The 13,872-nt window shown below is 68.4% G+C and carries 14 protein-coding genes and 1 riboswitch; of the genes, 5 read left to right on the top strand and 9 right to left on the bottom strand.

What is annotated here, in order from left to right; all coding sequences use genetic code 11:
• Positions 1 to 84: 84 nt before the first annotated feature.
• The 4 genes from lipA to OXG79_10425 all read right to left on the bottom strand — a co-directional run bounded on the left by lipA (position 85) and on the right by OXG79_10425 (position 4,417).
• Positions 85 to 981 carry a lipoyl synthase gene (gene lipA / locus OXG79_10410; GenBank protein MCY3784186.1) on the bottom strand — a complete coding sequence of 299 codons (897 nt, stop codon included), beginning with the start codon at positions 979 to 981 and terminating at the stop codon, positions 85 to 87.
• A complete protein-coding gene (gene lipB, locus OXG79_10415; GenBank protein ID MCY3784187.1) occupies positions 971 to 1,657 on the bottom strand; it encodes a lipoyl(octanoyl) transferase LipB in 687 nt (228 codons plus the stop codon). The genes lipA and lipB overlap by 11 nt, the downstream gene beginning before the upstream one ends.
• 79 nt (positions 1,658 to 1,736) lie before the next feature.
• Entirely contained in the window at positions 1,737 to 3,149 is a 1,413-nt protein-coding gene (locus OXG79_10420; protein ID MCY3784188.1) for a CUAEP/CCAEP-tail radical SAM protein, read from the bottom strand.
• On the bottom strand, positions 3,149 to 4,417 hold the full coding sequence (locus OXG79_10425) for an ATP-grasp domain-containing protein (GenBank protein ID MCY3784189.1): 1,269 nt from the start codon (positions 4,415 to 4,417) through the stop codon (positions 3,149 to 3,151). The genes OXG79_10420 and OXG79_10425 overlap by 1 nt, the downstream gene beginning before the upstream one ends.
• 56 nt (positions 4,418 to 4,473) lie before the next feature.
• Between OXG79_10425 and OXG79_10430 the strand changes: the two genes are divergently transcribed.
• Positions 4,474 to 5,127: a NifU family protein gene (locus tag OXG79_10430; GenBank protein ID MCY3784190.1), complete on the top strand. Its 654-nt coding sequence runs from the start codon at positions 4,474 to 4,476 to the stop codon at positions 5,125 to 5,127.
• 13 nt (positions 5,128 to 5,140) lie between these two features.
• On the opposite strand, the gene OXG79_10435 is transcribed toward OXG79_10430, so the two are convergent.
• The 5 genes from OXG79_10435 to moaA form a co-directional block, all read right to left on the bottom strand.
• The gene (locus tag OXG79_10435) at positions 5,141 to 5,932 is read right to left on the bottom strand and encodes a DUF1365 domain-containing protein (protein ID MCY3784191.1); all 792 of its coding nucleotides are present in this window, start codon (positions 5,930 to 5,932) and stop codon (positions 5,141 to 5,143) included.
• The gene (locus tag OXG79_10440; protein ID MCY3784192.1) at positions 5,929 to 7,170 is read right to left on the bottom strand and encodes an FAD-dependent oxidoreductase; all 1,242 of its coding nucleotides are present in this window, start codon (positions 7,168 to 7,170) and stop codon (positions 5,929 to 5,931) included. The genes OXG79_10435 and OXG79_10440 overlap by 4 nt, the downstream gene beginning before the upstream one ends.
• A 71-nt stretch (positions 7,171 to 7,241) precedes the next feature.
• Positions 7,242 to 8,246, bottom strand: coding sequence for a cyclopropane-fatty-acyl-phospholipid synthase (locus tag OXG79_10445; GenBank protein MCY3784193.1), 1,005 nt, complete (start codon positions 8,244 to 8,246; stop codon positions 7,242 to 7,244).
• Positions 8,247 to 8,283: 37 nt separating this feature from the next.
• Positions 8,284 to 9,075 (bottom strand): DUF1295 domain-containing protein, encoded by a 792-nt coding sequence (locus tag OXG79_10450; GenBank protein MCY3784194.1) that lies wholly within the window; start codon positions 9,073 to 9,075, stop codon positions 8,284 to 8,286.
• Between the two features lie 49 nt (positions 9,076 to 9,124).
• Complete coding sequence (gene moaA, locus OXG79_10455) at positions 9,125 to 10,153, bottom strand: GTP 3',8-cyclase MoaA (GenBank protein ID MCY3784195.1); 1,029 nt, start codon at positions 10,151 to 10,153, stop codon at positions 9,125 to 9,127.
• Positions 10,154 to 10,272: 119 nt separating this feature from the next.
• Between moaA and OXG79_10460 the strand changes: the two genes are divergently transcribed.
• From OXG79_10460 to OXG79_10475, 4 genes are all read left to right on the top strand, one after another.
• Positions 10,273 to 11,142 carry an SMP-30/gluconolactonase/LRE family protein gene (locus OXG79_10460; GenBank protein ID MCY3784196.1) on the top strand — a complete coding sequence of 290 codons (870 nt, stop codon included), beginning with the start codon at positions 10,273 to 10,275 and terminating at the stop codon, positions 11,140 to 11,142.
• 140 nt (positions 11,143 to 11,282) lie between these two features.
• A riboswitch (TPP riboswitch) is annotated at positions 11,283 to 11,398 on the top strand.
• A 50-nt stretch (positions 11,399 to 11,448) separates the two neighbouring features.
• Entirely contained in the window at positions 11,449 to 11,754 is a 306-nt protein-coding gene (locus OXG79_10465; protein MCY3784197.1) for a thiamine-binding protein, read from the top strand.
• A gap of 325 nt (positions 11,755 to 12,079) precedes the next feature.
• Positions 12,080 to 12,874 carry an ABC transporter permease gene (locus OXG79_10470; GenBank protein ID MCY3784198.1) on the top strand — a complete coding sequence of 265 codons (795 nt, stop codon included), beginning with the start codon at positions 12,080 to 12,082 and terminating at the stop codon, positions 12,872 to 12,874.
• Positions 12,871 to 13,863: an ABC transporter substrate-binding protein gene (locus tag OXG79_10475; protein MCY3784199.1), complete on the top strand. Its 993-nt coding sequence runs from the start codon at positions 12,871 to 12,873 to the stop codon at positions 13,861 to 13,863. The genes OXG79_10470 and OXG79_10475 overlap by 4 nt, the downstream gene beginning before the upstream one ends.
• Positions 13,864 to 13,872: the final 9 nt, after the last annotated feature.

Consider the following 13,872-nt stretch of genomic DNA (forward strand, 5'->3'; position numbering starts at 1 on the left):
GCATTGGCCTGGCGCTTCACGCGGCCGCTCGGCCGCAGCGAGGCGCCTCCGGCGGGACAAGCGTGCCACGCCGGGCTCGGTTGTTCATCCCACGCGCGCGCGGTTCATGGACGCGGCGAGGGCTTGACGCCCGGCGTGGTACGAGCTGCGCACCAGGGGGCCGGATTCCACGTGGACGAACCCCAGCGCTCGGGCCTCCTCGGCGATTTCGACGAACTCGTCCGGGTGATAGAAGCGTTGCACCGGCAGGTGCTTGCGTGTCGGCTGAAGGTATTGCCCCACGGTCAGCAGCTCGCAGCGATGCTCCACCAGGTCGGCAAGCGTCGCGCGCAGCTCGTCACGAGTCTCACCCAGGCCCACCATCACCCCCGACTTGGTGGCCACGTCCGGCGCCATGTCGGCCGCTCGGCGGATGAGCTCCAACGTGCGCTCGTAGCGCGCCTTAGGCCGCACCCGGGCATAGAGGCGCGGCACCGTCTCGGTGTTGTGATTGAGCACGACGGGGCGCGCCTCCATCACCGTCGCCAGCGCGTCCCAGTTGCCCATGAAGTCGGGAACGAGCACCTCGACCTGGCACGAAGGGCGCACCCGGCGCACAGCGCGAATGCAGTCGGCAAACACGCTTGCGCCGCCGTCAGGCGCGTCGTCGCGGTTGACGGAGGTGATGACGCAGTAGTCCAGCCCCATGCGCTCCACCGCGGCCGCCAGGCGCAACGGTTCCAACGGGTCAATGGCATCGGGTCGGCCCGAGGTGACGGCGCAGAAGCCGCAGGCGCGCGTGCAGGTGTCGCCCAGGATCATGAAGGTGGCGTGGCCGTCGTTCCAGCACTCGCCGATGTTGGGACAGCGGGCCTCCTCGCACACGGTGTGCAGCGACTGCGTGCGCATCAGCCGCTTCAGACCGGTGTAACGGTCTCCGGTCGGCGCGCGCACTTTGAGCCACGCGGGCTTGGGGAATCGGGGCCGGACCTCAGTGGCCATTGGCAAGGGCCTTGTCCGCGGCAACGTCCCGCAACGCTACATCGAACGTCTGCGCGAAGGCGGTGATGAATGCCTCCTTGGCGGCCTCGTGATCGGGCGCGGCCCCACAGTAGCGCTCCACGGACGTGATGCCCGCGTCCTGGATGCCGCAGGGCACGATGGCCTCGAAGGCCGCCAGGTCCGGCGCGAGGTTGAGCGCGATGCCGTGCATGCTCACCCCGCCGCGTACGTGCACCCCCAGCGCGGCGATCTTGTCGTTGCCCACCCACACGCCGGGCAGGCTCTTCCGCGGCGCCGCGGGCACGCCGAGCGCGGCCAGGGTGGTCACCAGCGTTTGCTCCAGGCCCCGAACGAAGCTGATCGGGTAGATGCCGCGGCGGCGCAGGTCCAGGATCGGATAGGCCACCAGCTGGCCCGGACCGTGATAGGTCACGTCGCCCCCGCGTTCGACGTCAACGACCTCGACCCCCTGGGCCGCCAGCCGCTCCGGCAACGCCAGCAAGTTCGCCGGGTCGCTGCGGCGGCCGCAGGTGTACACCGGCGGATGCTCCAGCAGCGCAAGCGCCTCCGCCGCCGTGCCGGCGCGAACGTCGTCCGCGCGCGCCTGCTGCCAGGCCCACGCGTCGCGATAGGCCACCCGGCCCGGTCGGTGCACATCGACGGTGGTCGACACCATGACCCGAGCGTACCCACCACGTCGAACCGATCCAAGCCCCGCCAAGGTCTCGAATTACGGCAAGTGAAGCGGGCGGGCGCTAAATCCCCGCCAACTGCGCGAATTGCAGCTCCGTCGGCTCGGCGCAGCAGAACCAGGCCTCGGTGAGCCTTGGCCGCGCCGCCGCGCGCTCGGCGTTGACGAGGACGTCGCGCGCACGTCCGTCGGCGGCTGCTCCGGCAGCGTCGATCACAGCCGCCCGCACGGCGGCATAGGACGTGGCAATATCCGTGTCCTCGTCGGCAAGGTTCGCCACCAACGTCGCGAGCTCTGCCTGGAGCGCATCGACCGCCGGGTCGGCCGCCTGCCACGTATAGCTGAGCTGCGCCTCGTCGTACGCCCCCAGGTGGCGTTGCATGTCGGGCAGATCGAGCAGCAGCGACCCCTTGGGCAGCAAGAGCCGAATGCTGTACTGCACCGGATCGACGTTCCCCACGAGGTCGTGCCGCGCGACGAAATCGAGAATGTCCAGCACGTCGGTGAAGGTCGTCCATGGCGTGAACGGCAGCCAGGAGGGCCGCGTCTCGATGCCATGGCGGCGAAGCAGGGTGATCGCCTGCTCGGCCTCGGCGGCCACGTGACCCTTGTCCAGGCACTCCAGGATCTCGTCGTTGAGCGACTCGAACGCCGAGATGACGAACAGGCACCCCGCGTCGGCGAATTCGGGCCACACTTGGGCGTGCTCCAGGATGTGCTCGACCTTGGTCGTGCAATCGAATGTGAGTTCCGGAAACCGCGCGTGCATGGTGCGCACCACCTTGCGCGAGTGGCGCCAGCCGTTGAGGAAGTCCGGATCGCCGAAGGTGATGTGGCGCGCGCCCGCATCGACCAGCCGCGCAATGTCGTCCAGCACGGTGTCCGCGCCGACGATGCGAATGCGTCCGTCATAGACCACCGGCACCGGACAGTGGCGGCACTTGTGGACGCAGCCGTGACTGGCCTCGACATAGCCCGCCAGACGCTCTTCGCCGTCCACGGCAAGCCGCGCATAGCGGTCGATCGGCGGCAGCAGCTCGCGCGCCGGGGCGTGAAAGTCGTGTTTGGTGAGTTGGATGACCTCCGGGACAACGCTGGGCGTCCCGTTCGCGCCCGCCAGGGCATCCACCCAGGCGACGAGCTCCGGCTCGTACTCCCCGGCAAGCGCGCGGTCCATGGAATGGCTCGGGTCCAGCGCCGGCGCCATCTCGCCATAGAGGCCGTAGAAGCAAATGGGAACGTCCGGGTGCGTGCGACGCGCCGCCTGCGCGGCGCTCACGGCAATGCGCATGGCCGTGTGCATCGGAACGGAAAACGCCAGCGCGTCGATGCCGTCCAGCGCGTCCGGGTCCCACATCTCGACGGCCAGATCCATCGCGTGCACCTGATGACCCGCCGCCTGCAGCGCCGCGGCCGGCGACGCCGCATGCACGGGCTGGTGCCCGAGCTCGTAGGTCGAGACGATCAACACCCGCATCAGCGTCCCGCCTCCGAAGCCTCCGTGCCGCGCCGCCTCGGCGCGCGGTCCGGATCGATCTCAACCTCAAGCTTCGCATGCGCGCGCCGCAGGGCCGACTCGACGGCATCGGGAGTGTCACCCCGAGCAAACATGAAGCCAAGATAGCGGTCGCCCTCCGGCAGCGGCTCGACCCAGCCGCCCGGCGCGATCGTGATCTCCAGCCCCACGATGCCGGGAAGATCCAGCGCCGCCTCGCGCCCGCGCACCTCGACCAGCACGCCGGCCCGGGGAATGAGCAGCATCATCACGCCCGACGCGGCGTGCGCGGCCGTGGTGTCTCGCAGCGGCAGGTTCAGCGCGTGGCGCAGGATCAGCGACTCCAGCGACACGCCCAGCCCGAATCGCAGCGATCGCGCGCAGAGGCCGCCGATGGAGCGCGCGGCAACCTCGATCACTGTGGCGGCGTCGCCGTCCACACGAATCTCGGCATGAACCGGACCTTCGGTCAGGCCCAGCCCCACGACGGCCGCGCTCGTCACTTCCTCAACCGCACGCTGAACCTCGCCGGGGAGGCGAGATGGCGTGATGTAAAGCGTTTCCTCGAAGTAGGGGCCGTCGAGCGGATCCGGCTTGTCGAAGATGGCCAGCGTATGCAGTGTCCCCCGTCGCAACAGACCCTCAACTGCGATCTCCACCCCCGGCGCGAAGCGCTCGACCAGCAACGGCGCGGGCAGGCCGTCATCAGACCCGCCCAGCATCCGGCGAATTCTGGCCGCGGCGGCCGCCGCATCTGCCGGCGTGTCCGCGCGGATCACGCCGCGACTGGCTGACAACGTCAGGGGTTTGAGCACTACCGGAAATCCGAGTTCCGCCGCCGCGGCCACCGGATCCTCGTCACCGTCAACGAGCGCAAACGCCGGCTGCAGCACGCCGGCCTGCGCCAACCGCCGGCGCATGGCGGCCTTGTCCCGCGTGAGCGCCGTCGCCGCGGGCGGACTGTGCGCCAGACCCAAACGCTCCGCCGCGAGCGACGCGGCCGCGACTCCCGCGTCATCCACCGGCACGATGGCGTTGAGCGGCGCCTCATCCGCAAACTCCACGATGGCGTCCGCTGCGATCTCGGGGCGGTTCAGCGGCAGCTCGATCACGCGCGATGCCATCACGTCATCCAACGCGTGACGTTGCTCGGCGCCGACGACGACCTCCACGCCAAGCTCCCGCGCGGCTTCGAGAAAGTCGCTCGCGCGGTAAGCCCGTGTCGGCAGCAGTAGGAGAACCCGGCGCATCGTCCTATGATGAACCACGAACGGACGACGCGCCGCATGCCCGCCGGATGGGGAACATGACCCTGGAACACGACACCGAAGTCTTCATAAGCGACGCCGCGCGCGACTTGGTCCTCGACTTTCGCGCGCGCTCCGACCGGCCCGACAAGGACGACCTCGCCATGTGGATCGAGGTCACCGGCATTTCGGGCGCGAGCTTCAGCTACGACATGTATCTGAAGAGCTCGAGCGACGCCGGACCCCAGGACGCGGTTGTGGAGGTCGCCGACGGGCTCAATGTGGTCGTTCCCGCCGGGAGCACCGACCAGCTCGACGGCGCCACCATCGACTATCGCTCCGCCCCGAATGGCGGCGGCCTGTTCGTCGACAACCCCAACACCCCGAGCCCGGTTGCCGGACCGGCTGCCCGTGACGTCCCCGCGCCGCAGCTCAGCGGCGCAGTGGCGGATCAGGTCGCGCAGATTCTGGAGCAGCAGATCAATCCCGCCATCGCCGCGCACGGCGGGCACGCCGAGCTCGTCTCCGTCGAGGACGGCGCGGCCTACCTGCGGCTCAGCGGCGGTTGCCAGGGGTGCGGCATGGCGTCCGTGACCCTGACCCAGGGCATCGAGGTCGCGATTCGCGAGGCCGTGCCCGAAGTCACGCGGGTGATCGACGTGACCGATCACGCCTCGGGCACCAATCCATACTTCGAGGCGTCGAAGAAGTAGGTCGGCGCGGCCGCTAGTCGGTCCTCCCGAGCGTCCGGTCGCTCGAAGGTGCGCTCCGTCCCGGATGCGGCACGAACGGCACGCCCTTGAGCCTGAGTCGCAGCGCCTGCCAGTAGATCGCCGCGGTCACGCGCGCCGTCATCAACGGATAGCGAATCAGCGCGCCATTGAGCGCGCGCGCAGTCATGGGTCGGCGGCGGAGCGAAAGGGCGGCTTCGAAAAGTGGCGCCGAGTCCCGGATCGCCGCCATCCGCACGTCAAGGTCTTGGCCGGGGGCCGTCGCCGACAGCCGATATTCCAAATCCATGGTCATGAAGGGCGAAACGTGCAGGGCCTTTGAGAAGCGCGCTCGAAGCTGGGCGCCCTCGCCAGCAGGCTCCGGCGCCACCACGTAGACGTGACGCTCGCCCCACGGGGTATTCGTGACCTCGGCCACCAGCGCTTCGAGTCGCTCGCCGCCCGGCGTGAAGCAGTAGTAGACGCTGATCGGATTGAAGACATAGCCGAAGTAGCGTAGGTGGGTGAGCAGCCGGACGGGGCCTTCAGGCCGGTTTCCAGTCGCCTCGTGGACGTGCCGCCGCACGGCTTCGTCCAGCGGCAGCGCCGGATCGCCAAAGTGATCGCCTCGGCGAAACCACGCCAGCGCCGGTCGCCGCGCCGACCAGAGCCAATGCCCATCGAACACTCCGGGCAACTCCGCCAGGTCGACGTAGGCCATGAAGAGCGGGAAGCGAAACTCATGCGCGACCGGGCTCCGGCGCCGGTGCATCACGACGCCGGTGTAGAGGCAGCTCGCGACGCTCACGCGCCGGCCTCGATCGCCCGCGCCACCCGCAGGCCGCTCACCACACCGTCCTCGTGGAAGCCATAGCCCCAGTAGGCGCCCGCGTACCAGGTCCGGCGCCGGCCGTTTACCTCGGACCACCGGCGCTGGGCGGCGAATGCCGCGCGATTGAGCGTCGGGTGGTGGTAGGTCATGCGGGCGATCACGGCCGCGTCGTCAATGCGCTCGTCCTGGTTGAGCGTCACGCAGAAGGTCTCCGGCGCGTCCAATCGCTGCAGGCGGTTCATGTTGTATGTCGTCGCCACCCGGCCCCCGCCGTCCGGGGCAATGTAGTAGTTCCACGCCGCCCAGGCGCGGCGCCGCCGGGGAAGCAGGCTCGTATCGGTGTGCATCACGACGCTGTTGGCCTGGTAGTCGATAGCCCCAAGGACGGCGCGTTCCTCGGGGCTGGGATCGGCAAGCAGGCGCAGCGCCTGATCGCTATGGGTCGCGAGCACGACCTGGTCAAACTGTGCGACATGCCCACCGGCCACGGTGACGTCGACGTGGTCGTCCGCTCGCCGCACGCGGGTCACGGGCGCACGGGTATGAATTCGGTCTCGAAATGGCCGAGCCAGCGCCTGCACGTACTCGCGGGCGCCGCCGGTGATTGAGTACCACTGCGGCTTGCCCCGGATCCCCAGCAGTCCGTGGTTGTGAAAGAAACGCACGAACGAGCGAATCGGCATCTGGCCGAAGCGCGCGGGATCGGTCGACCAGATGGCGGCGCCCATGGGCACCAGATACAGCTCACGGAAAACGCGCGAGAAGTCCGCGCCTTCCAGGTAGTCGTCCAGCGTGAGCCGCCCGTCGGCCTCCAGCAGCTTTGGCGCCTGACGATTGAATCGCAGGTAGTCGCGCACCAGCCGCAAGAACGTGGGGCGCGCCAGATTGCGGCGCTGGGCGAACACGGCGTTCAACGACGCCCCGCTGTACTCGATGCCCGTGCGGTCGCAACGCACGGAGAAGCTCATTTCGGACCGCTGTGTCGGGACGCGGAGGTCATCGAGGATGCGCAGGAACTCCGGATACGTGCGGTCGTTGAAGACCACGAAGCCGGTATCGACCGCGAAGGTGCGGCCACCGCGAGACACGTCAAGCGTGCGCGAGTGTCCGCCCGGTTCGTCGCCTGCCTCGAAGACCGTGACGTCATGGTGCGCATGCAGCCGGCGCGCCACGACGAGGCCCGACACCCCGGCGCCAATGACGGCGATTCTCATGTGTTGCGGCGTCTCACCTCAGCGACCTGGCTTGGCGGTCGCTCGCGATAACTCTTGGTGCGTTTGACACGCTAGGCGATCCGCCGCGCCTGGGCTTCCCCGACCCTGGCGGGGGCGAACAGATGGTGCGCCACTACCCACTCTCGCCCGCCCCGATAGGCGAATAGCTCCTCGCAGGCGATGAAAAAGAGCCGCCACCGCGTCAGCCAGAGGCACGCCGCCTCGTCGCCGTAGACGCCCCGAAAGAGCTCAACGATCTGCGGGCGGCGCTTGTCGACGTTTCCCAACCACGTGCCCAACGTCCGGGCATAGTGCCGGCCATTCACGACCCAGCGGTCGACGGTGCGCACGGCCGGCGCGCACTCGTCAAAGAGGTCGAGGCTCGGCATCGTCCCACCGCTGAAGAACCAGCGCGCCATCCAGCCGTCCTCGGGCTCGAAGGCGTAGGCGTGCCGCACGTGGCTGAAGACGTGGACAAAGATCCGGCCATCCGGGTCCAGCCGATCGGCCAGGCGGGCCAGCAGCGCGCCGTGATCGCGGATGTGCTCCAACATCTCGATGCTCACGATCCGGTCGAAACGACCCGGAATCTCGTCCACGGCGGCATTGGCGTGCAACACGTCCAGGTTGGCCAAGCCGCGCGCCCGCGACTCGCCGACGATGTGGTCGCGCTGCGTGCGTGAGTTGGTCACGGCGGTGATCGTCGATCTCGGATATCGCTCGGCAGCCCACAGCGCAAATGAACCCCAGCCGCATCCCAGGTCGAGCACGCGCTGGCCGTCGGCGAGATCGGCGCGCTGCGCGCAAAGATCCAGCATGGCGTCCTCGGCCTCCACGAGCGTCTCGACGCCCGCAGGCCAAAGGCAGCTGCTGTATTTGAGCCTCGGACCGAGGATCAGGCGAAAGAACTCGGTCGGCACCTCGTAGTGCTGCCGATTGGCGGCGTCCGTGGCAACCGCCGTTGGCCCGTTGCGCAAGGCGCGAAAGCGCTCTTGGGGTTCGCCGCGTCGCAGCGCCCGCAGCCGTCGACGCAAGGCCATCCGCACACCAAGGCGCAGGACGCCGTCGGGAACCATCCCCCGCGCCGCCAGCCGCTCGAACCAGGCCGATTGGCTATCCACGTGGTCCCAGGAAGGGGATTCGCGGGAAGAACGCCGGCGTGGATTCCACGTACTCGCGATAGCCCGGCTTGCTTTCGATCATGCTGCGCTCGAGCAGCGTCACGCCCGACACTCGCGCCAGCAGCACCGTCATGACGAGCGGGCCGATAAGCGTCCACCACGCGCCGACGGCCAGTCCCAAGCAACCGAGTCCCCACCACACCACGGCGTCGCCGAAGTAGTTCGGGTGTCGCGTCAGCCCCCAGAACCCGGTGGCGAGCACCCGCCCTCGATTGGCCGGGTTGGCCTTGAACCGCGCCAATTGCAGGTCGCCGCCCGCCTCGAAGGCCAAGCCGATGGCCCAGAGCGCGATGGCCGCCACGTCCCACGCGGTCGGCAGGGACGGCTGCGGCTCGCCCAGCGCCGCCAGCAACGGCAGCGCGACCACCCACATCACCACGCCCTGGAGCAGGAAGACGGTGAAGTAGCTGCGCCACCAGAAGGCGCTCCCGGCGTTGGCGCGGAACTTCTGATAACGCGAATCCTCGGGCTTGCCGTGATTGCGCCAGCCGATGTGACCGGCCAGGCGCAAGCCCCACACCGCCACCAATACCAGGAGCAGCGCGGAGCGCCCGGCATCGCCCGATCCCAGCCACGCGGCTAGCGCCCCGGTCACGATGAACCCCAGTCCCCAAAACACGTCAACGATTGACGCGTCGCGCAGCAGCAGGCTCAACAGCCACACCAGCGTCATGAAGACGCCGATAGTCGCGGCGGCATATCCCAGGAGGCCAGGATCGGCCATTAGCTCGATTGGAGCGGAGCTTGGCGGACGTCGTGGTCCCGCACAGGCGCTAGCCGCCGATCTGGAACATCTCGACCTTTTGCACGTCCGGTCCGTGGCCGTCGTCGCTGATCAGGCCCGCGCGCGCCTCCGAATAGCGGTCGCGGCGGACCTGCCACACGCCGCCGATCAGCTGGCGCAGCTCGGCGTCCGTGGCGCCCTCGCGCATCGGCGTCCGCAGATCCGTGCCGCCAAACGCAAACAGGCACGTCAGCAGGTGACCGTCGGTCGACAGCCGCGCGCGCGTGCAGGCCCCGCAGAAGGGCTGGCTCACCGACGCGATGACGCCGATCTCGCCGCCGCCGTCACGGTAGCGAAAGCGACTCGCCACCTCGCCCGGATAGTTCGGCGGCAGCGGCTCCAGCGGGAATTCGGCCCCGATACGCTCCACGATCTCATCGGCCGTCACGACCTCATCCACCTGCCACTGGTTGAGGTTGCCGACGTCCATGTACTCGATGAATCGCACCGTGTGCCCCGTGCCGCGATAGCGCCGCGCGAGATCGACGATGGTGTGGTCGTTCACGCCGCGCACCACCACGCAGTTCAGCTTGATGGGCGACAGGCCAACGCGCTCAGCGGCCGCGATGCCCTCCAAGGTCGCGTCCACGCCGAAGCCCCGCCCGTTCATGGCGCGGAACACCACGTCGTCCAGGCTGTCCAGGCTCACCGTCACGCGCTGCAGTCCGGCCTCGGCCAGCGACTCGGCGTGCCGCGCGAGCAGGTGGGCGTTGGTCGTGAGCGCCAGGTCCTCGACCGGCAGGGCCGCCAGCATCGACACCAGGTTCGGCAGGTCCGCCCGCAGCAATGGCTCGCCCCCGGTCAGCCGCAGCTTTTGCACGCCAAGCTCGACGAAGATGCCCGCCAACCGCGTGATCTCCTCGAACGTGAGGATCTGGGACTTCGGCAAGAACGTGTAGTGCTCGCCGTAGACCTCAGCCGGCATGCAGTAGGGACAGCGAAAATTGCACCGGTCCGTTACCGAAATGCGCAGATCGCGCATGTGGCGGCCAAGCGTGTCGACGGGCGTGGTGGCGATGGCGGCAGGCACGCGGGGCATGAGTCTCGGGTTCGCCTTCACCCTGAGTTTACGCAGTGGGCGGCCCCAATCCGCGTCAGGTACCGTGAGCGACCAGACACTCATCGAGGGCGCGCACCATGCCACTACGCGATGTGTCCGAGGTCGAGACGGTCGCCGGCGACTTCAACGACGGCCTGGACCACCCCGAAGGCGTCACCTGGGGCCCGGATGGGCAGCTCTACGCCGGCGGCGAGGCTGGCCAAATCTATCGCGTCGATCCCGACAGCGGGGCCATCACCCAGATCGCCCAGCACGAGGGATTCCTGGGCGGCGTCGCCTGCGACGCCGAGGCGAATGTCTACGTCTGCGCCGCGTATGGCGGCTCGGTGGTGCGCGCCAACGCTGACGGCAGCGTCACTGAGATCACCCGCGGCACCCCCGACCAGCCCATGGAAACGCCCAACTATCCCTGCTTCCATCCCTCCGGCGACCTCTACGTCTCCGACTCCGGCGAATGGGACCACGACACCGGCCGGATCTACCGCGTGCGGCCCGACGGGTCCACGGACCTGGTGAGCGAGGCGCCGCGCTACTTCGCCAACGGCATGTGCGTCGACGCCTCCGGCGAGTGGCTCTACGTCGTGGAGTCGCAAATGCCCGGCGTCAGCCGCCTGCGCGTGCTGTCAGACGGCATGCTCGGCGAGCGCCAGGTCGTGGCCACCCTCCCCGGCGACGTGCCCGACGGCGTGCAATTCGACGTCGAGGGCACGCTCTACATCACCCTCTACACCCCCAGCCGCATCTACCGGCTCGAACCCGCCGGACGCATCCAGGTCCTCGTGGACGACCCCAACCACACGCAGCTTTCGTCCCCCACCAACATCGTCTTCGGCGGCCCCAACCTCACCGACCTCTTCACTGCAAACCTCGGCCGCTGGCACCTCAACCGCCTGCGCATGCCCGTGCCAGGAATTCCGCTGGCGTATCCGCCGCCGATCGCGATGTAGAGAGTCCCTGCCCGAACCCTTTCCCCCTGACAGGGGGAAGGCTGGGGTGGGGATCCTGCATAGATGTCTTCGGTGTGGCGGCTCGGCGTCCTACCGCCGCTCCACGCGACGCCCCGCCGTGTCGTATCCTTTAGATGTCCTGATTGATCGCGGGGAGCTGGGGTAACGCCCGGCTGAGAGGGCGACACTAAAGCGTCGCCGACCCGTGGAACCTGATCTGGGTAATGCCAGCGCAGGGACGTTCACCGCGTTGGCTGCCGCAGGTTCCACCGAATCTGCGGTCTTTTTGTTAATGGCGGTGAACGAATGCCCCGGGCGACGCTGGCTCTCCAGGTATTGCCGCTGAACGCGCCCGACGCGATGGCGGCCGTTGACGCCGCGATTGCGGTGATCCAGGACAGCGGCGTCTCGCATGAGGTCGGCCCGATGGAGACCACCATCGAGGGCGACTCGCTGCGCGAGCTGCTCGACGTCGCAGCGCGGGCGCACGACGCCGCGGTAACGCTGGCCGGCGGCCCCGTCCAGACCAACATCCGCATGATCGAAAGCCCGGCGGGCATCGCCTCGATGCACGAGAAGACGGCGCCGTTTCGCGAGGAGACGTCAGGGTGAACAAGCCCGGCACACAGCAACTGCGCCACACCGGCAAGGGCGGTTCGCGAACCGCCCCTACAGCCTCGTCATTTCGCCCCACCTCCCTGTCATTCCGAGCGCAGCGAGGAATCTCAAGCGCGGGGAACGAGCAACAGCGTCCAAATGTTCCTCACACCGGGACTCCCTTGAACGCATGGTCGACATCCCACACCTATGCCTCGAATGACCCTCACCCTAACCCTCTCCCTTCCAGGGAGAGGGGACCGGACCCGCTCCCCAGTCCCTTCTGCCGGGATGCTGCAAAGGACTCCAGGGGCGGAAATCCCGCCAGAAGGCACCCGGCGTGAAACCACGCCTGCCGCGCAAAGTGACCCGCCAGGTACGCGACTTTGCACCGGCGCTGATCCTGATCGCCGGCCTGCTGGCGCTGTGGGAAGTCGTGTCCCGGGCGGTGGAGATGCCGGATTGGCTGCTCCCCGCGCCCTCGGACATCGCCGCGTCGTTCGGCGAGGCCGCGCCCCTGCTCGGCCCGCACGTGGCCGCCACCGTCACCGCCGCCGCCGCCGGATACGCTCTGGCCCTGGCGTCGGCCATCGTGCTGGCCGCGGCCATCGACCGCTGGGGCCTTGCCCGCCGCGCGATCTACCCGCTGCTCGTGACCTCGCAGACCATCCCCACGTTCGCGCTGGCCCCGCTGCTGGCCATCTGGTTCGGATTCGGCCTGCTGCCCAAGGTGCTGGTCGTGGCGCTGGTGTGCTTCTTCCCCATCGTCGTGGCGACGGTCGGCGGCCTGCGCGCGGCCGACAAGGAGATGCTGGATCTGGTGCGCGGCATGGGCGCCAGCGACCGGCAACTCTTCTTAAAAGTGCGCCTGCCGGCCGCGGTGCCGTCCGTTATCTCGGGCATGAAGATCGCCGCCACCTACAGCGTGATCGGCGCCGTCATCGCCGAGTGGACCGGGGCCAGCCAGGGATTGGGGCTCTATCTGCTGCGGGCGTCGAACTCGTTTCAGACCGACCAGGTTTTTGCCGTGATTGCCGTCATCGCGCTGCTCAGCATCGCGCTGTTCGGCTGCGTTGAGCTTGTGGGCCGCACCGTCGCACCGTGGACGGCGGCCAAGGAGGAGACCTCACGATGATGATTTCGCGACGCCGGACATTGGGGCTGATGCTCGGAGCCGCCGCCGTGCCGCTGGTGGGCGCCTGCGGCGAGGAGGCCAAGGAGCCGGCATCGGTCACGTTGATGCTGGACTGGGTCCCCAACACCAATCACACGGGGATCTATGTCGCCCGCGACTTTGGCTTCTATGACGACGAGAACCTGCAAGTCTCGATCGTCGAGCCGGGCGTATCGGGCGTGGCGCAGGCCGTGGCGGGCGGGGCCGCCGAGTTCGGCATCAGCTTTCAGGAAGAGGTGACGCTAGCGCGCTCGGAGGACGTGCCGCTGGTGTCGGTGGCGGCCATCATCCAGCACAACACGTCGGGCTTCGCCTCGCCGGCGGACCGCAAGATCCGCCGCCCGCGTGACTTCGCCGGCAAGAAATACGGGGCGTTTGGCTGGGGTCCCGAGCGCCAGGTGCTGACGGCGCTGATGCAGTGCGACGGCGGCGACGTCAACCAGATCGAATTCGTGGACATCGGGGCCGTGGACTACTTCGTCGCCTGGGAGCGCGGCGACGTGGACTTCGTGTGGATCTTCGAGGCCTGGGACGGCATTCGGGCCCAGCTGCAGGGCTTCGAGCTCGACTACATCCGCCTGACCGACCTCGACTGCATCCCGGACTACTACACGCCGGTGCTGGCGACCAGCGAGGCGATGATCGCCGAGAACCCGGACGTGGTACAGCGCTTCGTGCGCGCCACGGCCCGCGGCTACGAGCTGGCCATCGACGAGCCGTCGCGCGGCGCGGACACGCTGATCAAGGCCGTGGACGGCATCGACGCCGACCTCGTGCGCGCCAGCCAGGACTGGCTCAGCCCGCGCTACGCGGAGGACGTCGACACGTGGGGCTGGCAGACGCGCGAGACCTGGCAGGGCTACGCCAGTTGGATGGTCAACAACGACCTGCTCGCGAACACGATCAATCCCTCTAACGCCTTCGACAACTCGTTCATCGAGAACGCCTGAGGCCATAGA

The organism is Chloroflexota bacterium, assembly GCA_026706485.1.
GTDB lineage: Bacteria > Chloroflexota > UBA11872 > UBA11872 > UBA11872 > JAJECS01.